The sequence below is a fragment of the Geomonas paludis genome (assembly GCF_014193585.1).
GTDB classification, from domain to species: Bacteria; Desulfobacterota; Desulfuromonadia; order Geobacterales; family Geobacteraceae; genus Geomonas; species Geomonas paludis.
On sequence record NZ_BLXY01000001.1, the window covers coordinates 706,287 to 731,738 of the forward strand.

At 62.3% G+C, this 25,452-nt stretch carries 21 protein-coding genes; 6 read left to right on the forward strand and 15 right to left on the reverse strand.

Annotated features, from left to right (window positions below; translation table 11 throughout):
• Positions 1–5 precede the first annotated feature (5 nt).
• On the reverse strand, positions 6–998 hold the full coding sequence (locus tag H7687_RS02805) for an amidohydrolase family protein (protein ID WP_183344876.1): 993 nt from the start codon (positions 996–998) through the stop codon (positions 6–8).
• Between the two features lie 370 nt (positions 999–1,368).
• On the opposite strand from H7687_RS02805, the gene H7687_RS02810 reads away from it, so the two are divergent.
• On the forward strand, positions 1,369–2,841 hold the full coding sequence (locus tag H7687_RS02810) for a sigma 54-interacting transcriptional regulator (RefSeq protein ID WP_183344879.1): 1,473 nt from the start codon (positions 1,369–1,371) through the stop codon (positions 2,839–2,841).
• Between the two features lie 43 nt (positions 2,842–2,884).
• On the opposite strand, the gene H7687_RS02815 is transcribed toward H7687_RS02810, so the two are convergent.
• On the reverse strand, positions 2,885–3,346 hold the full coding sequence (locus tag H7687_RS02815) for a type II TA system antitoxin MqsA family protein (RefSeq protein WP_183344882.1): 462 nt from the start codon (positions 3,344–3,346) through the stop codon (positions 2,885–2,887).
• A 10-nt stretch (positions 3,347–3,356) separates the two neighbouring features.
• Positions 3,357–3,662 carry a type II toxin-antitoxin system MqsR family toxin gene (locus tag H7687_RS02820; protein ID WP_183344884.1) on the reverse strand — a complete coding sequence of 102 codons (306 nt, stop codon included), beginning with the start codon at positions 3,660–3,662 and terminating at the stop codon, positions 3,357–3,359.
• Between the two features lie 235 nt (positions 3,663–3,897).
• On the opposite strand from H7687_RS02820, the gene H7687_RS02825 reads away from it, so the two are divergent.
• A complete protein-coding gene (locus tag H7687_RS02825) occupies positions 3,898–4,206 on the forward strand; it encodes a TRL-like family protein (protein WP_198424602.1) in 309 nt (102 codons plus the stop codon).
• Positions 4,207–4,267: 61 nt separating this feature from the next.
• Here H7687_RS02825 and H7687_RS02830 read toward each other — a convergent pair whose 3' ends face one another.
• The 11 genes from H7687_RS02830 to H7687_RS02880 form a co-directional block, all read right to left on the reverse strand.
• A complete protein-coding gene (locus H7687_RS02830) occupies positions 4,268–5,215 on the reverse strand; it encodes a D-2-hydroxyacid dehydrogenase (protein ID WP_183344886.1) in 948 nt (315 codons plus the stop codon).
• Complete coding sequence (locus tag H7687_RS02835) at positions 5,215–6,012, reverse strand: universal stress protein (RefSeq protein WP_183344887.1); 798 nt, start codon at positions 6,010–6,012, stop codon at positions 5,215–5,217. The genes H7687_RS02830 and H7687_RS02835 overlap by 1 nt, the downstream gene beginning before the upstream one ends.
• Positions 6,012–9,080, reverse strand: coding sequence for an NAD-glutamate dehydrogenase domain-containing protein (locus H7687_RS02840; protein ID WP_183344890.1), 3,069 nt, complete (start codon positions 9,078–9,080; stop codon positions 6,012–6,014). Before H7687_RS02840 ends, H7687_RS02835 begins: the two co-directional genes overlap by 1 nt.
• A gap of 1 nt (position 9,081) precedes the next feature.
• A complete protein-coding gene (locus H7687_RS02845; protein ID WP_183344892.1) occupies positions 9,082–10,923 on the reverse strand; it encodes an aldehyde ferredoxin oxidoreductase C-terminal domain-containing protein in 1,842 nt (613 codons plus the stop codon).
• A 214-nt stretch (positions 10,924–11,137) separates the two neighbouring features.
• A complete protein-coding gene (locus H7687_RS02850) occupies positions 11,138–11,362 on the reverse strand; it encodes a MoaD/ThiS family protein (protein ID WP_183344894.1) in 225 nt (74 codons plus the stop codon).
• Positions 11,363–11,479: 117 nt separating this feature from the next.
• Positions 11,480–12,190, reverse strand: a complete 711-nt coding sequence (locus H7687_RS02855) for an ABC transporter ATP-binding protein (protein ID WP_183344896.1) — start codon at positions 12,188–12,190, stop codon at positions 11,480–11,482.
• Positions 12,187–12,912, reverse strand: a complete 726-nt coding sequence (locus H7687_RS02860) for an ABC transporter ATP-binding protein (protein ID WP_183344898.1) — start codon at positions 12,910–12,912, stop codon at positions 12,187–12,189. The genes H7687_RS02855 and H7687_RS02860 overlap by 4 nt, the downstream gene beginning before the upstream one ends.
• A gap of 3 nt (positions 12,913–12,915) precedes the next feature.
• Entirely contained in the window at positions 12,916–13,917 is a 1,002-nt protein-coding gene (locus H7687_RS02865) for a branched-chain amino acid ABC transporter permease (RefSeq protein ID WP_183344900.1), read from the reverse strand.
• A gap of 1 nt (position 13,918) precedes the next feature.
• On the reverse strand, positions 13,919–14,806 hold the full coding sequence (locus H7687_RS02870) for a branched-chain amino acid ABC transporter permease (protein ID WP_246404539.1): 888 nt from the start codon (positions 14,804–14,806) through the stop codon (positions 13,919–13,921).
• A gap of 177 nt (positions 14,807–14,983) precedes the next feature.
• Positions 14,984–16,225: an amino acid ABC transporter substrate-binding protein gene (locus tag H7687_RS02875; protein WP_183344902.1), complete on the reverse strand. Its 1,242-nt coding sequence runs from the start codon at positions 16,223–16,225 to the stop codon at positions 14,984–14,986.
• A 366-nt stretch (positions 16,226–16,591) separates the two neighbouring features.
• Entirely contained in the window at positions 16,592–18,370 is a 1,779-nt protein-coding gene (locus H7687_RS02880) for a sigma 54-interacting transcriptional regulator (protein WP_183344904.1), read from the reverse strand.
• Positions 18,371–18,869: 499 nt separating this feature from the next.
• Here H7687_RS02880 and gabT point away from each other — a divergent pair, with 499 nt between their 5' ends.
• Together gabT and H7687_RS02890 are read left to right on the forward strand one after the other, a co-directional pair.
• Positions 18,870–20,180: a 4-aminobutyrate--2-oxoglutarate transaminase gene (gene gabT / locus H7687_RS02885; RefSeq protein WP_183344906.1), complete on the forward strand. Its 1,311-nt coding sequence runs from the start codon at positions 18,870–18,872 to the stop codon at positions 20,178–20,180.
• A 296-nt stretch (positions 20,181–20,476) separates the two neighbouring features.
• On the forward strand, positions 20,477–20,962 hold the full coding sequence (locus H7687_RS02890) for an NUDIX hydrolase (RefSeq protein WP_183344908.1): 486 nt from the start codon (positions 20,477–20,479) through the stop codon (positions 20,960–20,962).
• A 6-nt stretch (positions 20,963–20,968) separates the two neighbouring features.
• On the opposite strand, the gene H7687_RS02895 is transcribed toward H7687_RS02890, so the two are convergent.
• Positions 20,969–23,548, reverse strand: a complete 2,580-nt coding sequence (locus tag H7687_RS02895) for an MASE3 domain-containing protein (protein WP_183344909.1) — start codon at positions 23,546–23,548, stop codon at positions 20,969–20,971.
• A gap of 276 nt (positions 23,549–23,824) precedes the next feature.
• Here H7687_RS02895 and H7687_RS02900 point away from each other — a divergent pair, with 276 nt between their 5' ends.
• Positions 23,825–24,334 (forward strand): OmpA family protein, encoded by a 510-nt coding sequence (locus tag H7687_RS02900; protein WP_183344911.1) that lies wholly within the window; start codon positions 23,825–23,827, stop codon positions 24,332–24,334.
• Positions 24,335–24,793: 459 nt separating this feature from the next.
• Complete coding sequence (locus H7687_RS02905) at positions 24,794–25,444, forward strand: ATP-binding response regulator (RefSeq protein WP_183344913.1); 651 nt, start codon at positions 24,794–24,796, stop codon at positions 25,442–25,444.
• Positions 25,445–25,452 lie beyond the last annotated feature (8 nt).

The following is a 25,452-nucleotide window of genomic DNA, read 5'->3' on the forward strand; positions in this document are numbered from 1 at the left end:
ACGGCCTAAAGCCTGATGATGGAATTGGCGTTGAAAAAGATCTGTTCCGGGACCCCGAGTGCTTCCTTGAGGGCCACGTCCTGGTCCCACGGGTTGGCGACCTGCGAGATCTGCAGCATGCGCCGCGGCGAGAGCCGGTTGGGGAACCCGAACGGGGTGACCGCCGCCGTCTTGGGGATGGGCATATCCGTGCCGTAGAGGAGGCGGCCGAAGAGCTCCGGGTGCTTGAGCAGGCGCTGCAGGTGCGTCAGACGGTTCAACTGGGTCAGCGCCGAGATGTCCGCGTACAGGTTGGCGTACTCGCCGCAGAGCCTCAGGAAGCGGCGGTGGTTGCTCTCCCCGTGGTTGCGGCCGTTACTGGCCGCGTGGGCCGCGATGACGTTCACGCCGAGGCTGAGCGGCAGCCTCAGGCGCTCCGGGTCCGCCAGTTCGTTGCGGGCTGCGGTGAAGGACTTTTCCGAACCGGTGTGGGTGAGCAGCGGCAAACCGAGCTCCTTCAGTTTCAGGTAGAACGGGGTCAGGCCGCGGTCGGCAGGGTCGAACTGCTGGATGGACGGGAGCCACTTGACCAGCACCGCACCGTCCGCCGCCGCCCGCTCCAACCGCTCTATGGCATCGCGGCGCAGGGGATTGATGCTGGCGCCGAACAGGAGGTTCGGGTACTTGGCCGTCTCGGCCGCCACGAACTCGTTGGGGATGAACATCTCGGTTTGCGCCCGGTCCAGTTCTCCCTTGTCGTCCACGGCGCCGTCCATGGCCAGTATGACCGCGGCGGTCACACGCTCCGAGGAGGCCAGGCTCTCCGAGGTGCGCCGCATTACCAGCCCGTCCCCTTTCTCGAGCAGTTCCTGTTCCGTCACGCCGAAGGCTTTCAGGAACACCCTGTATCTCCAACTCCTGCGCATTGCGGGTGAGATGAAGCAGCCACTGTTTCCCGCGCCGATGCCGGCGGTGTGACAGTGAATGTCGATGATGCCTTTTGCTGTGGTAGCGTCCATGTCATTCTCCTGCTAGCTCGGGGGACTGGCTCCGCCAGGTGCCTGTCCCCTTAATGTTGATCGCTCCGCCAGGTGCCTGTCCCCCTTAATGCTGCCCCTTAATGCCTGGGGAAGCAGGCTGAGCTGAAAGGAGCGTACCGCAAGAGGGACAGGCACCTAAACGGAGCCAGTCCCTTCTGCTATCCCTTGAACACCATCCGCTGATAGAGCCTTCTTTTACAGATACTATGCCAATTGTGGATCAGCGAAGAGTGCAGGTGTAACTGTCTGATTCTGTGCTGGTAGTCGAAAAGAGCCCGCTTTGTGCTGTAAAGACAGCTTGACATTTGGTGTACATAGATAATACATAAAATGTATGACTGCTGCCAAAATGACTGATCAAGAGTGGGCTTTCCTGGAAACAGTGGCACGCGCCGCGTTTGCCAATCCTTTTGGCGATACGAGGGACGATCTCGACATCGCCATCGGAGGTGCGCCGCGCGGGTCGTCATCTGAAGAGATCCTGGAATCGGTGCTGAGCCGGGTGGCGACGCAGGTGGAGAGCCTGCGCCGGCGCGGGCTGGCGGACCTGCGCGCGCAGGGGGGCAGTCGACGCGAGGTGTTGCGCAGGTTCTGCCTGTTCCATGTCTTCCACCGTTACGTCGATCACTTCGACGGGCTCATTCAGACGCAGTTGCAGGAAGGTGACAAACCGTGCCGCGTCAGCTTCGCCCGACAGGCCCTGGAGGAGTTGTCCGGTTTCGGCCTCACCGCGGAGGAGGCGGAGCGGACGTTCGCCGTTTTCTACCAGTTGCGCCGCGCCTTCTACTTCATCAGGAGCGGGCTGGTGGGGAGCTCCCCTTCCATGAAGGTGCTGCGCCGTCACCTTTGGGACTGCGTCTTTACCCACGACGTGCGCTGGTTCGAGGCGGGGCTGTGGAATCGCATGGAGGAGTTTTCCATCCTGCTGCTTGGCGAGACCGGGACTGGCAAAGGGGCTGCGGCGGCCGCCATCGGCCGTTCCGGCTTCATCCCCTACGATCCGGCCCGCAACGGCTTCACCGAGAGCTTTACCCGCAACTTCGTCGCCATCAACCTGTCCCAGTATTCCGAGGGGGTGCTCGAGTCCGAGTTGTTCGGGCACAAGAAGGGCTCCTTCACCGGCGCCGTCGAGAACCACGAGGGGCTTTTCAGCCGTTGTGCGCCCCATGGCGTCATCTTCCTGGACGAGATCGGCGACGTCAGCATCCCGGTGCAGATCAAGCTCTTGCAGGTGCTGCAGGAGCGGGTCTTCTTCCCGGTCGGGAGCCACGAGCCGAGGCGCTTCAGCGGCCGCATCGTGGCGGCCACGAACCGGCCTCTCGACGAGATGATGGTCAACGGGAAGTTCCGGGAAGACCTCTACTACCGGCTCTGCTCCGACGTGGTCACTATCCCGCCCTTGCGCGAGCGCCTCAAGGAGGAGCCCGAAGAACTGGAACACCTGCTGGAGGCCATTTTGCGTCGCATCGCCGGACAGCCGGTTTCCGCGCGCGAGCGGCAACTGGTGCAGAAGGTGTTGCAGCGTGACCTAGGGCGGGAGTACGACTGGCCGGGCAACGTCAGGGAGTTGGAGCAGGCCGTGAAGAGGATCATCCTCACCGGTCGCTATCAGGGCGTGCAGCGGGAAAAGGGGAAGGGGGATGCGATGGAGCGTCTAGCCGTGCGGCTCAGGGACGGCGCGCTCAACGCCGAAGAAGTGTTAGCCGCCTACTGCGGGCTTCTCTACGACACCCATGGCACCTACGAAGAAGTCGCCCGCCGCACCCAGCTCGATCGACGTACGGTGAAGAAGTATGTGCAGATGTGTGGGCGTGAACAGTGAAGCAACTGGGCTAGGCTCGAGTGGCCTGATTGCGTTTGAGATCTTACGGCGCCGGGGCAGTTTTCTTGCGTTGCGAGCGAGGGGGAAGGTCACGTGAGAAACGGCCCTGCAATGGTAACTCCTGCATTTCCTTGAGTAATTCCGGGTGCCTTTCGATCAGTTTCAGCAGTTTCACTACGGGAGCGGGAGGGCGGGTCTCACCTCTTTCGTAACGTGAAAATGCCACTTTCCCTACGCCAAACGCGTCAGCCAATTCGGATTGCGTCAGCTTTAATTCCTTCCTTATTCGCCTGATATCGGAACTTACGTCCTCTTTAACTGTACGCAGCAACGTGTCCTGCGCTTCCGTATAGCGGCGATAGCTTTGCTCATCCCAGACCCCCTCGTCGCAGGCGCTGCAGAACTGTCCCCGCATTCCGGTCAAGGTCATTACTTCTCCTCCGTACCGAAGGGTCTCTTCACGAACTTCTGCCACCATATCCTTGCCACACGCTGGGCACTTCATAATCAACCTCTCATTTCTTCTTGAATTGGATCACGGGCGGACCCTCTTCAGACCAAGTTACCTTTATATAGACGACAACACCCGTGTCGGTTGTGCAATGATAAACATCCTGCCATTGTCTCGGGTCAGCAAAGGTTGTCATGGACTTGTAGAAATTCTGCCTTCTCAAGGTACACACGACTTGCCGCATCTCAGCTTCCGCCAGCCCGAGAGCCAGCCCGCCACGCAAGGCGGTCACCGTGAAAGGCCGACTCTGTGGATCGCCCACCATGGCCTGGATAAGTGACAGCGGGTAATGTGGCGTGCGCTTCTCCATGCCAGATGTTATACACGTGCCGCCAATTAGTCAAATTGATAAAAATGGTAATCCCCTTGCCTTGTCCTTCCCTCAGTCAAATCGAAAAAATACTTTCAAAAACTTGAATATATGTTCCACGCGTGCTATGGTCTCCCGCGTTAAGTTGTCGAGATCATTGTCAGTCGTAGCGAAAGCTGACGCTGCGGTGACCTCGGGGACGTGGGATGGAAAATTTTGTTATGAGGAGGAAGCAGTGAAGAAGATTCTTTATGCAGGTCTGTTGGCTGGTTTTGGGATCATGTCCGGTTGTGCCTCGCCTTTCCCGATGGGCGCCCTCTACACCGAATTGAAGCTTCCGGTTGCGGCCACCGCAAACGGCGGCGAGAGAAAGCACGGCACTGCCGAGTGCAAGAGCGTGCTGGGCCTCGTGGCTACCGGCGATTGCAGCATCGAGACCGCCAAGAAAAACGGTGGCATCAGCAAGGTTTCCACCGTGGACTGGGAAGGCAAAAACGTCCTCGGTATCTTCGGTGAGTACAAGCTGCACGTCTACGGCGAATAAGCAGACAAAACATGAAAAAGACGAAGCCGGGCTCCCCAAGGGATGCCCGGCTTTTTTTGTGTCAGACCACCATGTTGCGTGGGTGGCCGAGGACGAATCCTTCCACGTTCCCGATCACCTGCTCGGCCAGGGTGGCGAGAGATCGGTCGCTGATCCAGGCGACGTGCGGCGTGACGATCAGGTTGGGCTGTTTCAGGTCCAAAAGGGGCGAGCCGTCCCGCGGCGGTTCCTGGGTCAGCACGTCGAGCCCCGCACCGGCGATGACGCCTTCCTCCAATGCCTTGGCCAGTGCCGCTTCGTCCAGGAGCCCGCCCCGGCCGCAATTGACCAGGATGGCGTGGCGCGGCATCAGCTTCAACTCCGCCTCGCCGATCATGCCGCGGCTTTCCTCGGTGAGAGGGCACAGCAGCACCAGCACGTCGCTCTGGGCCAGAACCTCCTCGAACGGCGTCCGGTCCGGGCGCACCTCCGCCGCTCCCTTTCTCTCCGCGTAAAGCACCTCCATGCCGAAGGCCTCACCAAGCGCTGCCACGGCGCTCCCCAGGGCGCCTACCCCGATGATGCCGAGCTTGGCCCCGGAAAGCGAGCGCGGCATCGGCTCCACCTGCACCAGGTACCCTTCCGAACGCTGCCACGCGCCCCCCTGCACCACGTCATGGTAGGCGAGCAGGTTGCGCCGCAGGGCCAGGATCAGGGAGAAGGCGTGCTCCGGTACGCTCACCGACCAGTTACGCACGTTGGTTACCGCGATCCCCTGGTGGCGGCAGACGTCAACATCGACGTGGTCCACCCCGGTGGCGGCGACCGCGATCAGGCGCAGATTCGGCAGTTCCGCGAGGTGCTCGGCGGTGATGGCGACCTGGTCGGTGATCGCGATGGTGGCGTCGGCAAGACGTTCCACCACCTGTTCCGGTCTGGTATCCGGGTATTCCTGCCAGTGGTGCGGGAAACATGGGGGGCGCAGCGGCACCGAGATGCCGCCGCGATCAAGAAAGACGATCCTCTCCATCAGTGCGACATGAGGACCGGTATGGTCATGTGGCGCAGCACGTGTTTGGCGACGTCGCCCAGCACGTAGTTGCCGAAGTGCAGGTCGGCGTAGGCGCCCATCACCAGGAGATCGCTCCCCTCGTCGGAGACGCGGTTCAGAAGCACGTCGCCCACGTGCAGTTCGGTGATCAGGCTGGTCTCGACTTCGGCCTTGACGCCGTGCGCGGCGAGATAGCGGCGCAGGCCCTCCAGGTCCGCCTCTTCTCCCTGGCTCGGGTTCACTTCGAAGATGTGGGTTGACGCCGCGGCCTTCAAAAACGGGACGGCATCGGTCAGTGCGCGGGAGGATTCGCGCCCGGTTTTCCAGGCGACCAGGACCTTGTCGCCGGCGCTGCTGTACTTGCCGGTGTAGGGGACGATCAGGACCGGCTTGCCGGAACCGAAGACCACTTTCTCGGGGAGGAAATCGGTGGCGCGGCGCTCGGAGGAACCGTGCTCGCTCTGGCCCACGACCACGAGGTCGGCGAAGGTGGCGTAGTGGTTGATGGCCTCGACCACACCGCCCAGCACCTTGGCGTCGGCGGCGACCCACTCGCCCTTCACGTCGGCGGCAGCGGTCTTTTCCTTGAACAGGCGCGCCAGTTCCTCGGTAGCGTCCTGGTCGTGGCCCCGGCGCAGCGGGATCAGGTGGTGCGGCTGCACCTTGAGCCCGATGACCCCGGCGCGGTGCCGCTTGGCGAGGTTGAGGGCGAGGTCGAGCCGGTCGGCGGAGTGGTCGGGGTCATCCATGAAGACAAGAATCTGTTTCAGCTCCATCAGGTTGCGCCTCCTTGATAAGTGAGCGTGACGTGCTCGATTGCTGGTGCTGCGGATGTGGTCGGTAAAGCCCTGTCAGAGGCGGCGAAATTGCGCAGCAGGTGCCCCTTGATCATCTCCTTGAAGTCCGCCTCCTGGTCGCCGCGGTAAACGAGCGACGAAGCGATCTCCGCGGCGAGGATGGCGTAGCGGCACTTGGCCGGGAGACGGTCCAACCGGGTCCGGTACTCGGGCTCGCGCAGCATGGCGGGGAGGTGCGCCAGGATCGCATGCTGGAATACCTGCTCGTCGCACAGTTCCGGGTTCCGCTGGAAGAACGAGAAGAGCCGCGCGTAGTGCCCGTTGATCTCGTGGCTGATGGCTTCGGAGATCTCGGTGTAGGTGAAGCTGCTGCCGGCTTCGCGGTGGCGCCGGAAGATGAGCTGCGCCTCATCGCGGGCGCGCTGCTCAAGGATTCGGAGCACGTCGCCGACGTAGCGCTCCTTGTGCTGCAGGAACTCCTCCTCGGAGAGCATCAGGTTGGCGATGATCTCGTAGGACGAGGAGATGACGCCGCACTTGTTGGCCGAGGCGTCGCGCATGATGACGATGCCGCGGCGCTGCATCTGGGTCCTCGCCTCCGGCGTGATGAAGGAGTTGGCCCCCTCGACGATGGCGCGGGTGGTGGGGGTGCCGTCCTCGCGGAAGAAGCGGGCCCAGTTCTCGGCGTCGATGGTCTCGGGGCGCCCTCCGGCCGGGATGAACAGGTCGGTGGGGACGGAGAAGAGGAGGTTGCCGAACTCGCGGTGGAACTGGTCCGTGGTGACCCACTGCTCTTCGACACCGAGGCCCGTGCTCACGGCGCGTTTGAAGAGCTCGCGCAGACCGTCGGTGCGGCGCTGGTTGCGGTACAGGATGAAGCCGCCGGGGTGCAGGCGGGCCGGGTTGAAGGCGTCCAGGTCCTGCTTCAGGACGATGCGGGAGAGTTCCTCGTGGTCCATCCCTTCGGGATCGAAGATGGCGCCGCTGCCGTCCAGGATCAGCTTGATGCACGCCTGCGGGGAGCGCTCCAGCATGATGCGCAGCGCGTTGCCGGCCACGTCGCCGCTGGGGCCGCCGGTCAGCTTCACGCTGAAGCGGTCGCGCCGGATGTCGATGCCCAGTTCACGCATGGTGGTCTCGGCGAACTGCATGACGCCGGTGGAGGTGACGCCGTACTCCTTGTGGTTGATGCCGACCCTTTTACTGGAGATGAGGCCGATGCCCAGCAGGTAGCCCCGTTTCAGCGACTGGCGCGCGATCATCTCGATCATCACGTCGTGCATGTTCTCGTCGGGACCGATCTCGATCGGCTCGTCCTCGCCGTAGTAATCGACCACGCGGGGGTCGCGGGCCCGGCCGCCGTCGGTGACGAAGATGTCCAAAAAGGCGTTGATGAAGCCGAACTGCAGCTTGTACAGGCGCTGCGTGGAGAGGTCGTGAGCCTCCAGGCGTGCGGCGTCCAGCACCACCACCATCTTGGAGCCGCCCTCGTAGATGTCCTTGTTCTTCAGGTGCTGGGTGTGGGCCAGCACGTAGACCTCGCGGAACAGCGTGCTCGCCGAGGTGACGTAGTCGTCGCGGTTCTTGGTGATGATGGTGCGCCAGCCGCCCCGGGCGATGTCGGAGAAGCCGATGTGGTAGCCGCAGCCGTAGCGCCCGAAGAAGAAGGTGATGCGAAACGGCAGCTCCGGCGGCAGGTCGGCGGTGAACTCGGGGGCGAGTTCGGCGAGGTAGGCCGGGTCGAGGCGGAACGCCAGCGCGTGCTTCTCACGCACGTAGAAGTTGGTCTTCAGCGTGTTGCGGATGAAGGCGATGGCGCAGCGGAAGATGGAGCGGCGCAGGTCGTCGATGTAACGGTGACCGGTGTTGTACGACTCTATGAAACGGACCGTCTCTTCCAGGGTCTTCTTGTAGAACTCCTCGCGCAGGGAGAGCCCGGGCTGGAACCTGGTCCGGAACAGCTTGGCGAGCTGCAGGGCGATGTCCGGGTGCGAGTGGAACGCGAGCCGCACCTCTTCGTGGCTGAACGGGTCGGGGTGGTGATGGGCGAGGTTGGTGTGGCAGAAGGCGATGAAGGCGTTCACCAGGCTCGCCTCCTCCCCGGTCATCACCTGGGTGGTGACGAACCTGCGGTAGGTCGCGGAGGCGGTGGAGAGGATCTGCGTGTTGTAGAGCTCCATCTGCAGCCGGTCGAAGAGCTCGCTCCCCTTGGAGAGCTGGGGCGCGTCACCGCGCTTCCTGACGTAGAAGGTGCCCAGGAAGTAGGGGTGTACGCCGTTGGAGATGGTCAGGCAGTAAGCGCGCTTGACCCCGAAGTCGAGCCGGTTGAAGACCTCCATGGTCTGCAGCAGGAAGTCGTTCTGGGGCGGGTTGCCCACCGCGAACAGCACGCGGGTCTCGGCGTCGGGGCCGATGTCCTCGGGCTGCTCGACGTCGAGGAAGATCCCGCCCTGACGGTTCCCCTCCTGGAATACCCAGAGGATCTGGGCTACCCGGTTCGGGGGGGAGATGCGCACGTACTGTTCGTTGTTGAGCCACAAGAGCCGCAAGAGCGGATCGAGCTGGTTCATGTCGAACAGCGGGTAGCGGCTTTGCAGCGCCTGGGCGATCCCGTCCCGGATGGCGGGGGGGATGACCACTGCCGGCGCGTTGGCGATCTCGCCGTGCTCCTTGCGGTCGAAGTCGAAGCGCTGCACCTCGAGCCCCTGCTCCAGCCCCGGCACCAGGCCGCGCGAGTGGGTGAACTCGGCGTAGGAGATGTCGCGCTCCTGCAGCGTGCGCAGGGTGTCGTACAGCGAGCCGGGCTGGTTCAGGCGGGCGAGGATCAGCGTCTTGGCCCGGTCCGCCACGGTGAGCTTCTGGTTGTGGGCCAGCGTTCTCAGCCCCACCGCCAGCGCGTGCACCGCCTCGGCTTCCTCCTGCATGGTGATGAAGAAGTAGGAGTCCATCTGGCCCTGAAGCCAGGCAAGGTTGTCCCTGGTGCACCCCTCGTTGGCCCCGATCAGGCGGTCAACGGCGGCGAGCACATCCGTTTCGGCGGCGCACATGTCACTCCCCCTGGACCGGCAGCAGTCCTTTCATTTCCGGTTTGAAAATGCCCCAGACGCGCTGGCGCAGCTCACCCAGGAACTCGTTGGTGATGAATTTCGGCAGCGTCACCTTGGGGTTCGGGTCGTTCATGACCTGCGAGGGGAGGGTGTACTCCTTCTCCTCGTGGAACCCCTGGCGCAGCTCCAATGCCAGGCCGCGCAGGTAGGCGCGGCGCACGGCGGCGACGATGTCCTCCGAGGCGATCTCGAGTCCGGCAGCCTCCTTCAAGGCGCGCACGATGATGTCGTGACCGATGCCGACCCCGACGAACTTGCACAGGCCGATCATGTCGTAGCCGACCTGCAACAGTCCGCCGGTGGTGATGGCCTGGGTCCACTCTTCGAGGGAGTGCTTTCCTTCCTTGGCCAGCATCATGTGAGTCCCCATGGACATGTGGCCGCCGGCGATGGCGAACATGTAGCCCGGGTTGGTGTCCGGGAGGTAGGCCGGCAGTTCCAGACCCTTCACGTGCATGGCGTAGGCGGTCTCGCCGGTCTCCTCGGAGAGACGCTTGACGCCGCGGGCGATGCCCGGCAGGGTGCCGCGGCCCGCTCCTTCGATCAGTTCCGCGATCTTGTCGTAGTCGCCGAAGGTGGCGCCGTTGAAGAGCGGCTTGTCCGGGTGACGCTCGTTGTAGTCGAGCACGTAGGAAATGGTGGTCCCGAGCGAGATGGCATCCATGCCCAACAGGTCGCAGCGGTGGATCAGGTCGCATACTTTGGCCGGCTCGTGCACGCCCAGGTTGGAGCCGAACAGGATGAGCGGCTCGAAGTCGAACTTCGCCGCGAGCTTGCCGCGGCTGCCGTCCTCGTTCTTGTAGAAGAGGTTGTTGTGGCAGCGGATGCCGCAGCGGTGGCATGCCTCGGTGGCGATGTCGAATTCCTTCTCCACCTCGTCGCGGAACAGCCGCTCCACGTCGTCGTTGCCCTTGGGGCGGAAGTTGTTGAGCGGGACCGCGTGGAAGACCTGGAGCACCTCGATGTTGGCCCAGGTCCCGCCGCCGCCACCCTGGCTGGCCGGCTGGAAGCGGGCGCTGCCGCCGCTTTTGAGGATGTCGCGGTTCACGTCGCGGATCTCGGGGGTGATCTTCTGCAGCTTGTCGGAGCTGAGCGCCACCACGGCCAAGAGGTTCTTGTACCCCATCAGGCTTCCCATGCCGCCGCGGCCGGCGAAGCGGCTCTTGGGCTCGCCCGACTTCAGCTCGTTGTCGGTGCTCATCACCACGGCACCCATGTAGTTGTTCTGCCAGTTCTCGCCGGCGGGTCCGATGGCGGCGAAGTGGGCCTCCGGGTACTCCTGGTACAGCGCCATGATCTTGGCGTGGCCGGTGAGCCCGACCAGGTGGTCGGCGGGCTTCAGCTCGACCTCGGGGCCGTTGGCGCCTTCCTTCAACAGGGCGTACACCGGCCTCTCGGAGCGGTTCTCGAAGATCACCTCGTCCAGCCCGGTCCACTTGAACTTGTTGCCGAAGTTGCCGCTGCCGGTGGACCACATGGCGCCCGGGCGCCCAGTGCCGGACTGCTTGAGCGGACTGTAGCCGGAGAAGTAGCTGCGCATGCCGGTCATGATGCTGGTGCCGGTCAGGAGGCCGGTGTTGAGGATCACCGGGTTCTCCGGGCAGTAGGCCTCGGCGATGTCGCGCTCGGCGAGGATCTGGAAGCTCCTGCCGAAGCCGCCCAGCACGTCTTCCAGGTTTTTGCAGGGGACTTGGGCGAAGGTGGTCGTGCCGGTGGCAAGGTCGACGGTGCAGCGCTGATAGATGACGCTCGCCGGGTTGTTGCTGATGGTTTTTTCGCTCATATCGTTACTCCGCAAAAATAGTGGACTGTAGGGGACTGGCTCCGCCAGGTGCCTGTCCCCTTGGTTTCGCATAAATAGGTGATGGCCCCGGGGACTGGCTCCGTCAGGTGCCTGTCCCCCTGGTTTTAGGTGGTGATCGAAAGTCCCCCTTTGCGAAGGGGGAAGCCCGTGAAGGCAAGGGGACAGGCACCTGCGGAGCCAGTCCCCACAGGCACTACCCTCCGCCCATGCGCGGCAGCAGGGAAACGACGTCCCCATCCGCTACCGTCTCGTCCCACCCTGCATGCAACCCGTTCACGAGGACCGTGCCCACGTCCTGCCTGGCGAGCCCCAGTTGCTCCACGATGGAGGCGATCTTTTGGTCCGGGGTGATCTCCCAGTCCGCCTCGTCGAACTTCTGCCTGCGCAGGGACGCGTAGAGTTTTACCTTGATCTGCATGTGAAACCTCCCGTCATGACAACGGAAAAAGGGGCAAAGGGGACAGGCACCTGCGGAGCCTGTCCCCTGCGCGGGTGAATAGGGGATCTGAATGGAACGTCTATTACAGGTGGTTACCTAGAAGCCGAGGTAGGCCTCGCGGATGGACTCGTCTGCTTCGAGGTCCTTGCCGGTCCCCTGGCCCACGATGCGCCCGTTTTCCATGACGTAACAGTAGTCGGCGACCTTGAGGGTCTGGTGCACGTTCTGCTCGACAAGGAAGATGGTCAGCCCCTGCTTGTGCAGTTCCTGGATCACCTTGAAGACCTCCTGCACCATGATCGGCGCGAGACCGAGGCTCGGCTCGTCGAACATGATCACCTGGGGATCCTGCATCAATGCGCGACCGATGGCAACCATTTGCTGCTCCCCGCCGGAGAGGGTCTCGGCGGTCTGGGTGCGGCGCTCTTCAAGGCGCGGGAAGATCTCGTAGATCCGCTTCAGGGTCTGGGCCCTTTTGCCGTGCGCCCTTTTCAGGTAGGCGCCCACCAGGAGGTTTTCCTCCACGGTCATCTTCGGGAAGAGTTGGCGCCCCTCCGGGACCAGGGTGATGCCCAGGTCGACCACCTTGTGCACCGGCATGCCGGTGACCAGCTTGCCGTCATAGTGGATGGTGCCGCTGGCGGTCGGGATCAGGCCGCACAGCGATTTGAGGGTCGTGGTCTTGCCGGCGCCGTTGGCGCCGATGAGCGCGACCAGCTGACCCTTGGCCACGGAGAAAGAGATGTTCCACAGGGCCTGGATGTCCCCGTAATTGACTGAGATGCCGTTGACGTCGAGCAGATTCATGCCGCTTCCTCCCCAAAGTACGCTTGAACGACATGCGGATCGCTGGACACCTCGGACGGGGTCCCTTCGGCGATCTTCTTGCCGAAATTGAGCACCACCAGGCGGTCCGAGATGTTCATGATGACGCGCATGATGTGCTCGACGATGAGGATGGTGAGACCCTGCGCCTTGAGCTTCATGATCAGCTCGACGGTGCGGTCCGCCTCGGTCGGGTTGAGGCCGGCGACGACCTCGTCCAGGAGCAGGAAGGAGGGCTCCAGTGCCAGCGCCTTGCTGATCTCCAGGCGCTTTCTCCCCGCCAGGGTGAGCCCGGCTGCAGAGACGTTGGCGCGGTCGGCAAGGCCGGTGGTTTCCAGCACCTGCCAGGCGTGACGCTCGGCGTCGGCCTTTTTCGGGTGCTTCAGGAAGGAGGCGATGGTCACGTTCTCCAGTACGGTGAGGCCTGCGAAGGGCTTGACCACCTGGAAGGTGCGGCCGATCCCGACTCCCGCCAGGTCGTAGGGGGGCTTGCCGGAGATGTCGTTCCCCTGGAAGATCACGTTCCCCTTGGTGGGGGCATAGTAGCCGGAAATGACGTTGAAAAGGGTGGTCTTGCCGGCGCCGTTGGGGCCGATGAGGCCGACGATCTCGCCTTTTTCGACGCTGAAGCTGACGTCGTCGACCGCGGTGAGACCGCCGAAACATTTGGTTACCGAATTTACCTTGAGGATAGGTTCAGCCATGAGTTAGTTCCCCTCTTCCGGTGCTGCCACGGCGGAAAGAGCCGCGGGCTCCGATGCCGGTTCCGCCTTCTGCTCGGGCCTGGTGGCACCCGCCTTGCGCTTGACCAGGGTGCCCCAGAGGCCGTTGGGTATGAAGATGACGCTGATGGCGATCAGCGCGCCCAGGATGATGAGATAGAGGAGCTGGAAGTCGGACAGGTAGGCCCAGAAGATCGTCTTGAAGGCGAAGATCAGGATGGCTCCCAGTGCCGGTCCGAACAGGGTCCCCATGCCGCCGAAGACCACCATGACCACCGCCTGGTCGCTGACCAGGTCCCCGAGCGTCGAGGAGGGGTCGATGAAGGTGATCCAGTAGGCGTAGATGCCGCCCAGGATGCCGGTGGGGAGCGCCGAGAGGATGAAGGACTGCATCTTCAGCTTGGTCGGGTTGAGGCCCAGCGCCTTGGCCCCTTCCTCGTCCTCGCGGATCGCCTTGAGCTTGAGCCCGAAGGGGGCACGTTCCAGCAGGTACCAGAGGATGGCGAAGGTGGCGCCTACCGTGATCAGCATCAGGTAGTAGAAGAACTGCGGGTTCAGGAACGCCTCCAGGCGCATGCCGTCCGGACCGCCGGTCATCTCCATGTTGAGGGCGAGCTGCTGGATGGCGCGGGAGAGCGCCCAGGTGGCGATGGCGAAGTAGGCGCCCTTGAGCCTCAGGGTCGGGATGCCGGCGATGAGGGCCACGATGCCCGCGGCAACGCCGCCGGCCGGCAGCGCCGCCCAGAAGGGGAGGTGCGCCTGCATCATGAGGATGCCGATGGTGTAGGCGCCGATGCCGAAGAAGGCACCGTGACCGAAGTTCAGGTAGCCGGTGTAGCCGGCGATGACGTCGAAGGCGATGGCGAGCCCGATCCACATCACTCCCTCGGTGAGGACACGCAAGACGAAGGTGTCGTGCACCACGAGAGGCAGGATCAAAAGGGCGGCACCGATGATGGCCAGTATGGTTGCGCCACGATTTTTCATGTCAGACCCCCTTGCCGAACAGCCCGCGCGGGGAAATCAGCAGGATGATGTAGAGGATGGCGAAGACGGCGAGCAGGGTGTGGCTCGGGTTGAAGTAGATCATGAAGATCGACTGCACCAGTCCCAGCAGCAGCGCCGCCCAGGGCACGCCGGCCAGGTAGCCCATGCCGGCGAGCACGACCACGAAGAAAGCGAAGATGGTGTACTCGTTGCCCATCTGGGCGCCGATGGAGAGGATACAGCCCAGGAGCACGCCGGTCATGGCCGAGATGCCGACGTAGATGCCGTACACGTAGGAGCCGGTGCGCTTGCTGTTCACACCCATGAGACCGGCGGCATCCTTGTGCTGTGCCAGCGCACGGACGCCGAGGCCGAAATTGGTCTTTTTCAAGAGGTAGTGCAGGATCAGGGTGATGCCCAGCGCGTAGGCAAGCCCCACCAGGCGCACGGTCGGGATGGTCACGGTCAGCCCCAGCGGCTCCAGGTTGAACGATCCTTCCGAGAAGGCGGACGGGATCGAGTTCGAGTAGAAGCCGAAGGCGGTGAGGGCGAGCCCGCGGAACATGATGGCCAGGCCGAAGGTGAAGACGAGGCCCATCAGGAAGGGGTTACCCTTGGTCCCGGAAAGCACCCGGTGGATCACCGGCTGGATCACGTAGCCGACCCCGAAGTAGAGGACGAAAATGACCGGCAGAAAAAGGAAGGGATCGAGGCCGGTCCATTTGTTCAGGTAGTAGCCGGTGAAGGCCCCGAACATGATCCATTCCCCGACGGCGAAGTCGATGACGTGCATGACCCCGTAAGTGAGCGAGAATGCGATGGCGATGGTGATGTAGATCCCCCCCAGCAGTATCCCGTCGGTCAAAGCTTGTGGCAGCAGTTCCATCATAAAGCAAGTCCTCCAGCGTTGCGTTTCCAGCGAATAGTGCAGCTACTTTGTTTGTGGTCCGTCTGGACCGGCGGCGGTTGCCCGCCCGGGCCGCTCTGGCCGTGGTGGTTCCCCCGTTGCCGGGAAGAACCCCTGCCGGCGGCGGTTGCTGCCGGCAGGGGATGCTTCATGCAGCTATTAGCGGGACTTCCACTCTTTCATCGGGTAGATGGCCGGAGCTTCGACGGAAGCCTTCGGGCCTACGGTCTTGACCTGGCCGCCCTGGATCTGGACGGTGAGCGGGTCGAGGCCGACGTTGGCGTGGTAGAACTCGCCGGAGGTGGCGAACTTCACGCGGCCGTAGAAGGTCTGCACGTCGATCTGCTCGAGAGCGGTGATCAGCTTGGTGCGGGTAGCCTCGTCCATGCCCGGCTTGGCGCCGATCTTCTGCAGCGCGGTCTGGAAGGCGATGCCGGCGGCGGAGCAGCCGCCCTGGGTGTAGTCGCCCGGGTTGTTGAATGCTTTCTGGGAAGCGGCGGCGTAAGCAGCGGCGTTCGGCCAGAGCACCTTGCTCTTGGTCTTGGCGGTGCCGGTCCAGCAGGTGGTGCCGAAGATCTGCTCGCCGTCTTTGCCGACCGCGTCGATGAATGCCTTGTCGGTGATGCCGCAGTGCATGAGGAGGGCTTTCGGGGTGTAGCCGATCTGCTTGAGGGCTTTCACGAACTTCACGTGCTCCTCGTCGTGGCCGCCGAAGGCGATGACGTCGGGCTTCATGCTACGTACTGCGGAGAGGAGCGGGGTCATGTCCTGACCGGAGGGGACGATGCTGAACTTCACGATCTTCAGCTTGGCCTTCTCGGCGGCAGCCTTGTAGGACTCGGCGGTAGCCTTGGAGAACGCATCGTTGGAGCCGATGATGGCGATGGTCTTCGGAGCCGGCTTCATCTCGGTCAGGGTCTTGATGGAGGTAGCGCCGGTGAAGTTGATCGGCGGGATGGTGCCGAAGGTGTACTTGAACTTGTTCTTCCAGATGAGCGGGCTCTCCGCGGAGCCGGTGATCATCGGGATCTTGTACTTGTCGACCACCGGGGCCACGGCGAGGGTTACGCCGGAGGAGTAGGGCCCGAGGATGAAGTCGACCTTCTCCTGGGTGATCAGCCTCTCGGCCGCTGCCGCGCCGGCTGCCGGGTTGGACTGGGCGTCGGCGTACACCAGCTTGACCGGGTACTTCTTGCCCTGGATTTCGATGCCGCCCTTGGCGTTTACTTCCTGCGCCCAGAGGTCGTAACCGCGCTTGGTGATGTTGCCGCCGGTGACCAGGTCCCCGGACAGCTCGGTGATGACACCGATCTTGAAGAAGTTCCTCTGCTCCGCGTGGACCGGGATGGCCACGAAGAGGGCTGCGATGAGCAGCAGTGCCCTGACGAATCCAAACTTCATTGTGCTACCTCCTGTTGTTTGATGTGCCAAAAAAAGTTTTTGAAACAACCTGCATCGCATTCCATTCAGGGTTCGCAGCCGGTGCGGTCGACGACGTCGGCTACCGTCGGCCGAGGGAACCCGGTGCCCGCACCTCCCGGCGCTGGCAGCCTGTATACAGCAGAAAGCATGCCAATTGGCCCTTCCCGGCGGCAAAGGAGGAATTTGCAGAACGGGGTTTGGCGAAACTCCGCATGCTTACTGACAATGAACGGTGAACGGGGCGATGCAGGGGTGGCAGGAGGGGGGTGGCGCCCCGCCGAGGCGCCCCTGGTCGACGGCAAAATTATTCACATGTGAATAAGGGGCGTATACAGGGTCGCGCCATCAGCAGGCGAGCCCGTAGCGTTTTAATTTGCGCGCGATGGTCGGCTGGCTCACGCCCAGCGCCTCGGCCAGGTCGGCCTGGCAGCCGTGGGATTTGATGGCGTGGGCCAGCAGCGCACGCTCCGTACTTTCAATGACTTGCGGCAGGGTCATGCTCTCGGGCCACTGCGCCGGTGCGGTCGCCTCGCTGGTGTCACCCTTGGCCACGTCGGCGGGGAGGTCCTGCAGGCTGATCACCTCGGACTCGGTCATGACCACCAGGCGCTCGCACAGGTTCATCAGCTCGCGCACGTTGCCGGGGAAGGGGTAGCCCAAAAGGGTGTCGCAGGCCGCGCGGGAGAGGCGTTTGCTGGTTTTGTGCTTCTTTGCGTACCACTCGATGTAATGCAGGATGAGGGGGAGCAGGCATTCCTTGCGCTCCTTGAGGGAAGGGACGTGGATCGGGATGACCTTGAGGCGGTAGTAGAGGTCGAGGCGGAACTTGCCCTCCTCGACCATTTGCTCGAGGTTCCGGTGGGTTGCGGCGAGGATGCGTACCTTCACCTCGCGGGGGCGGGTGCTCCCCAGGCGCATGATGGTGCCGTCCTCCATGAAGCGCAAAAGCTTTACCTGGGAGGGGAGCGGCAGTTCGGCGATCTCGTCCAGGAACAGGATGCCGCCGTCGGCGAGCTCGAAATAGCCCGGCTTGCCGCCGGACTGGGCGCCGGTGAAGGCCCCCTTGTCGTAGCCGAAGAGCTCGGATTCTATCAGGGATTCGGGAATGGCGCCGCAGTTGATCTTGATGAGCGGCTTGTTGGCGCGCTCCGAGTTCTTGTGGATCAGGTCGGCGAAGAGCCCCTTGCCCACGCCGGAAGGGCCCAGGATCAGCACGGTCGACTCGACATTGGCGACCTTGAGCGCCTGGCGCAGCGCCTTCAGCATGGCGGGGCTGCGGGCGATGATCTGCTGGTTCTCCAGTTGCTGTTCCTGCTGCATTTCCAGCATCTGGTTGCGGTACTGGTCCCGGATCGCCTCCTGGTCCTCCAGTTCGCGCTGCAGGTTGTCGATTTCCGTGATATCCCGTTCGCTTACCACGACCCGGGTGATGCGGCCGGCAGAGTCGAAGACCGGGGCCGCCGTGGTGATCAGTTTGCGCCCCTCGCGCTGCTGCAGGAGGTTCACCCGCGTCCCGGTCCTGAGCACCTCGAGGGTGGCGGAACGGTCGAAAACGCGGGCGTTGATCAGGTCGCGCATGTTACGCCCGACCACGTCCTTGGCCTGGACGTTGTTGATGCGCTCGGAGGCAGGGTTGATGCGCACCACGTTGGCGTCGGCGTCGCAGATCCAGAGGCCGTCCGAGGATGAATCGATGATGGTGTCCAGTTCGCGGGTAAGTCCCTGGTAAAACTCCATCTGCTTGGCCATCTCTTCCAGCTCGGTGCTCTCGACGAAGACGCAGACCGCACCTACCTGCTCCTGGTCCAGCAGCATCGGGCTCACCCGCACCAGGAAGTTGGACTCGATGCCGCGCACGGAGATCTCGGTGTTGCGCGCGTGCCCCAGAAGCCGCTGCGCGACCTTGGGCCACAGGTCGGGGAGCACGTCGTTCAGGTGCACCCCCTGGAAGGCGCCGAAGCTCTCCCGGACCGCCCGGTTGGCAAGGATCACCATGCCCGAGGTGTTGACGGCCAGGATGCCGACATCGACGGCGTTGACCATGGCCTGGTAGAAGGCGTCCGAGCGCAGTTCGCCTCCGCTGGAAAAACCGATTAATTCCACTGGGTTGAGTGACGTATTCACGGCGGCGCGTCTCCTTCTGCTACTCTCGTTCACCGGGGCTGAAGGCCTAGAAGGGACGGGCAGTTGTGGCGTATACCATATCCCCCTTGAGGCGCATTATGCAGAAATGAATCAAATATTCAAGAGTAAATAATAGAACAACCCCGAAACAGTCATAGCTCTTCTTACCACCCTCAGTACTCAAAGTCCTTTCTTTTCGTGTATGACATTCTCGGCCCTACTTATAGTGCGGAGCATGCTTCCCTGCCAGTATACATATAAGGCGTTACTGTTAGGGACGTTTCGCCTTTCTCACCAGCTCCGGGCAGCTGCCGATTAACCTTTACGTCAACAGTCATATGTGCTGATACAGGTGTCTCTCTGACACCTTGGTACGGTCTTTGTAGTAGGGGGATGACCGGGCGGACTGAACGAGGTCCGTCCCTTCGATCCGACACCTTTACCGGGATCCTCACAGGAACCCGGTAGTCACCAACTACTAGGCAAAGGAGCTTCACCCATGACCGCTGGTAACGAGCAACTGATGGAATTGCGCAACAAACACGTCCCCGGAGGGGTAGCACTTTTGAGCCCCGCCTTCATCGCCAAGGCCCAGGGGGCCATCATGACCGACGTCGACGGACGTGACCTGATCGATTTCGCCGGCGGCATCGGCGTCAACAACGTCGGCCACAGCCACCCGAAGGTCGTCAAGGCCATCCAGGAGCAGGCCGAGAAGTTCATTCACACCTGCTTCCACGTCGCTCCCTACCAGGGGTACATCGAACTGGCGCAGCGCCTGAACGAGCTGGCACCGGGCAGTTCCCCGAAGCAGACCATGCTGGCCAACTCCGGCGCCGAGGCGGTCGAGAACGCCATCAAGATCGCCCGCTACGTCACCAAGCGCCCGGGCGTCATCTCCCTTGAGAACGGCTTCCACGGCCGCACCCTGATGACCATGACCCTCACCTCCAAGGTGAAGCCCTACAAGTACGGTTTCGGTCCCTTCGCTCCGGAGAGCTACCGCATCCCGTCCGCATACTGCTACCGTTGCCCCTACGGCGGGAGCTACCCGAGCTGCGGCTGCGCCTGCGCCCACAAGCTCGACGAGTTCTTCACCGGCTATGTTGCCGCCGAGCAGACTGCGGCCATCATCATCGAGCCGATCCAGGGCGAGGGCGGCTTCGTCACCCCGCCCAAGGAGTACTTCGAGATCGTGCAGGGGATCTGCAAGAAGCACGGCATCCTCCTCATCATCGACGAGATCCAGAGCGGCATGGGGCGCACCGGCAAGCTGTTCGCCATCGACCACTGGGGCATCGAGCCGGACCTCATCACCACCGCCAAGAGCCTTGCCGGCGGCATGCCGCTCTCCGCGATCACCGGTCGCGCCGAGATCATGAGCCAGCCGCACCCGGGCGGACTGGGCGGCACCTACGGCGGCAACCCGCTCTCCTGCGCGGCTGCCCTCGCCGTCCTCGACATCTTCCTCAACGACGGTCTGCTGGACCAGTCCGTGAAGCTCGGCGAGAAGCTGCAGCAGCGCTTCGACGAGATGCAGCAGAAGTACGAGATCATCGGCGAAGTGCGCGGCAAGGGCCCCATGCTCGCCTTGGAGCTCGTGCGCGACCGCAACACCAAGGCGCCCGCCGGCGATCAGGCCAAGAAGCTGGTCAAGCTCTGCTACGACAAGGGGCTGGTCATCCTCTCCTGCGGCGCCCTCGGCAACGTGGTCCGTCTGCTGATGCCGCTGGTCATCACCGACGAGCAGCTCGAGCGCGGCATGGCCATCCTCGAGGAGTCCCTCGCCGAGGTGAACGCCGAGATCTAAGGTTCAAGGCATAGCAGCAAGAACGATACGGCAACGGCAGTGTCTGGCATCTTCGGGGTTGGGGAAGAAGAGATGCACAGCACTGCCGTTGTCGTTTTTAAAACCCTAAAACCATTAGCCACGGAGAAAATCTGAGAACTTCGGAGAGAAGCTAACAACCAGAGTCTATTGTTTTTGCCTTTCTCAGATTTCCTCAGATTTTCTCCGTGGCTAACGGTTTAGGTTGTTGCCAGCGATGGCCGGCCAATGGCATAGTGGATAGCGCCGCGATGGCAATTTCAGGAAGGGGAGCCGGGATGACTGAACAAAAAGATCCGCGACATACCGTGGTGGTGGGATGCCTGGTGCGCAACGATGAAAACCGGGTGCTGTTGATCCGACACCGCAAGCGGGGCTGGGAGATACCGCAGGGGCGCGTGGAGGAAAGCGAGGACCTGGTTGCCGCTGTGCGCCGCGAGGTTGCCGAAGAGGCCGGCGTCCGCGTTGAGATCGGCCCCCTCGCTGCGGTGTGGTCCATGGTCTCCCCCACCTCCGCGCTCATCTTCGCCTTCCTGGGACGATACATTTCGGGGGAGTTGAACCCGACTGATGACAGCGAAGCCGCCGCTTGGGTGTCGGCAGCAGAGGCCGTCGGGATGGTGACCAGCCACGTGATGCGCGAGCGTCTCTCCGTGCTGCTCAATCACGATGGCGGCGTAACCTACCGCTCGTACTCTTTGAAGCCCTACCAACTGCACCAGGAACGCGACCTGCTGGCCTGGCCGGAACCGGGGGGCAGCTGAAACTGATCATCCCAACAGAACACTGATCTTCGCCAGGCATTCCCTGAAATCGATGGGCTTCGATATGTAGTCATCCATGCCGGCGGCAATGCAGCGGTCCTGATCCTGTTTCATGGCGTGCGCGGTCATGGCGAGAATGGGTAGCCGTCCCCCGCGCCGCAGTTCCAGCTCCCGAATGGTCCGCGTCGCCTCGAAGCCATCGAGATGCGGCATCTGTACGTCCATGATGATCATGTCGAAGCTGGACCGCTGCCACTTTTCCACCGCCTGTTCGCCGTCTTCAGCGAAATCCACCTGATAACCAAGCCTCCCCAGCATGGTCCCCAGCACCTGGCGAATGGTAGGGTCGTCCTCGGCGATCAGCAGGCGCCTGCTGAGTCCCGTTGCCGCTGCCGCTGTCTCTACCGGTTGGGCAGGAGGGCGCGGCAAGGGAGGTTCCACCTCCGCCTCGCCCTCGATGAGGTCCAGCCGAACCGAGAACGAGAAGCAGCTCCCTCCGCCCGCTTCACCTGCCACGACGATGCTTCCTCCCATCCGCTCAACGATCTCCTTGCTGATGGCCAGTCCGAGCCCGGTGCCCCCATGGCTGCGGGTATTGGAGTCGTCAAGTTGGCTGAAGGAATTGAAGAGCAGGTGCCTCTTGTCCGCCGGGATACCGATGCCGGTGTCGCGCACGGCGAAGCGGAATTCCATCTGGCCGTCATTGACTCCTTCTCCAGCGCGCACGTCTATGGCGACTCCGCCGTGCTCGGTGAACTTCACCGCGTTACCCACCAGGTTGGTGAGCACCTGGCGCAGTCTGACCTGATCCCCCTGCACGTGGTCGGGGAGGCCATCTTCCACCTGCAGATCAAGCTCCAACCCCTTGCGCTTCACCTCGGGCATCACGATGTCGACCGCCTGGCTGAGGCAGGCGCGCAGGGAGAACGGCCGGAGGTCCAGGGTGAACTTGCCGGCTTCCACCTTGGCCAGGTCCAGGATGTCGTTCAGGATCCGCAGCAGCGAGCGCGCCGACCTCTGCGCCGTCTGGATGTAGTCTGATCTTTCGGTGGCATCCGGGGTCAGCAGCGCCAGGTCGAGCATGCCGAGCACCCCGGTCATCGGGGTGCGCAGCTCGTGGCTCATGTTGGCCACGAACCTGCTCTTGGTGTTGCTGGCCTCCTCGGCCGCCAGCTTCGCCTGGCGCAGCCGCTCTTCCATGAGGTTGCGCTCCATGGCGATGGATACCTGGTCGGCGACTGCCTTCATCAGGGACAAATCGTCTTCGCTGAAGCTGGTCCTGCTGCAGGTGCCGAAGGAGAGGGTTCCCAGCACCCGCCCCTGGGACAGCAGCGGGTGGCAGGCGTACGCTTTTACGCCGAGAGACTTGACTAACTCGGTACGGGCGTCGAGGGATCCCGGGATGTTTTCCGCCACGATCCTGCAGCCGTCGCGCGCCGCGCAGCCGCAGACCGCAACGCCCAGGTTCAGCCGCTCGATAGCCGAGGCCTGCTCCTGATTGATGCCGGCACAGGCATTGAGTTTCAGCCCACCTTGTTCTTCATCCACGAGGTAGTTGAAGAAGACGTCGCAGTCGAGAAATTCCATAACCTTGCGGCACAACACTGTCGCAAGTTGTCGGGGATCTTTGCTTTGCAGCAACTGGCTCGCCGTATCCGCCAAAAGGTCGAGCCGCTCGTTGCTGCGTTTGAGTGCGGCTTCACGTTCCTCCTTCTCAATCAACTCACCGGTCCGTTCTTCCAAGGCGCGCTGCAGCCGGGCCTCGCTCTGCTTGAGAGCCTGCTCACTCTGCTCCAGGTTACGGAACAATATGGCGGCCGGTTCCTTGAGGCCGGTCGACACCACGGCACGATAGATGAGGAAGGATGAGAGGAACAAGAAGAAGTGGCCAACCTGGTTGGCCCTGTCGTAGACGCTCAAGTACTGGGTGAAGGCGGCATCTCCGGCGGCGGCGCACAGGACCGAGGCGACAAGCGTTACCAGCACGCGGCGGTCGAAGCTGTTGCGGTTGGACCACAATAGCGCTGCTGCGGCCAGTAAGATGGCGATGACGATGTATTCGCTGTAGATCTTGAACGGGGTCAACCCTTTCCCTTCGACGAAGCAGTCGGGGAAATGGCCGGTGAAGATGGCCAGGATGAGCAGGCCGGTGACTGTGGCGAATGCGACCAGGGTGACCGGGAGGTTAAGCTTGCGCTTGATGAAGAGCGGCGCTGCAAGGAAAGAGAGGCTGACGACGTAGCGGAAGGAGATCCAGAGTTGCGTGGGGAGGTTGGCGTCGAAGTCGACGAAGATGCCGATCCCCTTGTATGCGAAGGTGTGCAGCAACTCCAGGACCCCGGAGATGGCGAACGACATCGCCAGGAACAGGAAGTAGTGGTTGTCCAGGAACCGGCGCGAGTTCCAGGCCAGGAGGAAGACGCCCAGCGTGACGAGGACGCAGAAGACTTCGACCATGGTATGGAACAGCAGGTACGAGTACAAGCTGCAGGCATACAGGATCAGGACGGCAAGCGCGAACATGACCAAGGAAAGGGCCCTTGTCTCAATCAGCTGTGCATCGTTGCCGGATGCTGCTTTGTTCACGCGTCCTCCAGTCATTTATGTACAAGCACTTTCTGAAGATTCTTGAGAAATTACCATTCACTTAGCAGTGCAGTCAAAACCTTTTTGGTTGTTTTCGGCTGGCGCTGTGCGAAATCCCCCATGCTGATCCTTTTGTGAGGATGATCGACGTAACAAGGCAAAGATTCAGTCTGATCATTGACTGATCGGGCAGGCGAGATAAGATTTGCATCGGCCTTGTCCGGGAGCTTCAACGGGAGCGCTTCGGCAGCCGACAAAAAAACAGGAGGGGTAATCATGCTGAAGAAAGTTGCTATAGCTGCCGTGTTTTCTTTGATGGTTTCCGGCGTGGCACATGCCGCGCTCGACGCTGTAAAAGGCCTCGGCAAGGATCTCGGGAAAGAGGCTGCGTCGACCGCCAAGCAGGGCGCTCTCAGTGCTGTGACCAAGAAGTTGAAGAAGGTCCAGAACGAGAAAGGTCCCATCAAGTTCAAGACCGGCAAGGCGGAGGTGGATCCCGCTTGCGACAAGACCATGACCGCCATCGCTGCGATCATGACCGACTATCCCGGCTTCCATGTGCAGGTCGACGGGCACACCGACAACGTCGGCAAGCCCGAAGCAAACATGAAACTGTCCCAGGACCGCGCCGACGCCGTCGTGAAGTACCTGGTCGACAAGAAAGGCGTAGCGGCCAACCGTCTCTCCGCCAAGGGCTTCGGCGACACCCAACCCATCGCAGACAACAAGACCAAGGCCGGGCAGGCCAAGAACCGCCGCGTCGATTTCACCGTCACCAAGATGTAGCGACATGGTGGGGGAGCCGCTGCGGCTCCCCCGCTCCTCGGCTTCCAGTCCTTGCGCCATCCTGATTCCTACCCCGCCAGCCTCCTCGCAGATAACCACGTCATCTTGCAGCAGTTCCAAAACGTTCGCCCCTTTGTGAAGGGGGGGCGGCGGGGATTTGCTTTTTTCCTGGTTCCCAAGCTCCAGCTTGGGAACCTCATATGGCGCAAAGCTCCAGCTTTGCATCCGAGGGAGTTGGAACTTCGCAGAGACATTGCGTTCCCAAGGCGGACCTTGGGAACGAGATCAAGGGGAATACCAACACGGATGGCTAACACAGCCTTATGAAAGAGGGGCAGGGGGATTTGCCTTTAGGATCCACTCACACACACATACGTTGCTTCGGGCTCACAGGAATGTTAAGCTGCAGCCCCCACGTCCCGGTGAAGCTTCGTTTCCCGTCGCCTTTTGGAGAGAGCCATGAAAAAGATCCTCGCCGTAGAAGACAGCAAGGTGGCGCAGGCCCAGGTGCTGGACATCCTCAGGGGAGAGTACGAGGTCACCCTGCAGGAAGATGGGGCCTTGGCCAAGTCCGTCGCATTGGAAATCGGACCGGATCTGATCCTGCTCGATGTCAATCTCCCCGGGATGAACGGCTATGACATCTGTCGGCAGCTGAAGGGGGACGTGGCAACTCGGGAGATCCCGGTGATCTTTCTAACCAGTTGCGACACCAGTGGGGAAAAGGTGAAAGGGTTCGAGGCCGGCGCTGATGATTACATCGTGAAGCCTTTTTACCCGGAAGAGTTGGTAGCCCGCGTCTCACTGCACCTCGCCTCACGAAGAGAGAAGCAGATGGCGGTCGAGTTCGAGAGGCTGAAGCTGTTGCGGGAGATGGCAGTCGCCATCAGTCACGAGTTCAACAACCCGCTGACCGCGATACTGTGGCATCTGCACCTGGCCACCAAGGAGTTGGGCGAGGGGAACGAGAAGGCACGCACCCATCTGACCGACCTGAAAGGTGAGCTCGACAAGATCCGTCGCATCGTAGCCCGCCTTGCCGAAGCCTCCCGCGATGCCAAGACCGAATACGTCATGGGCGAAGCGATGATCGACGTGAACAGCATCTGAACCTTTTA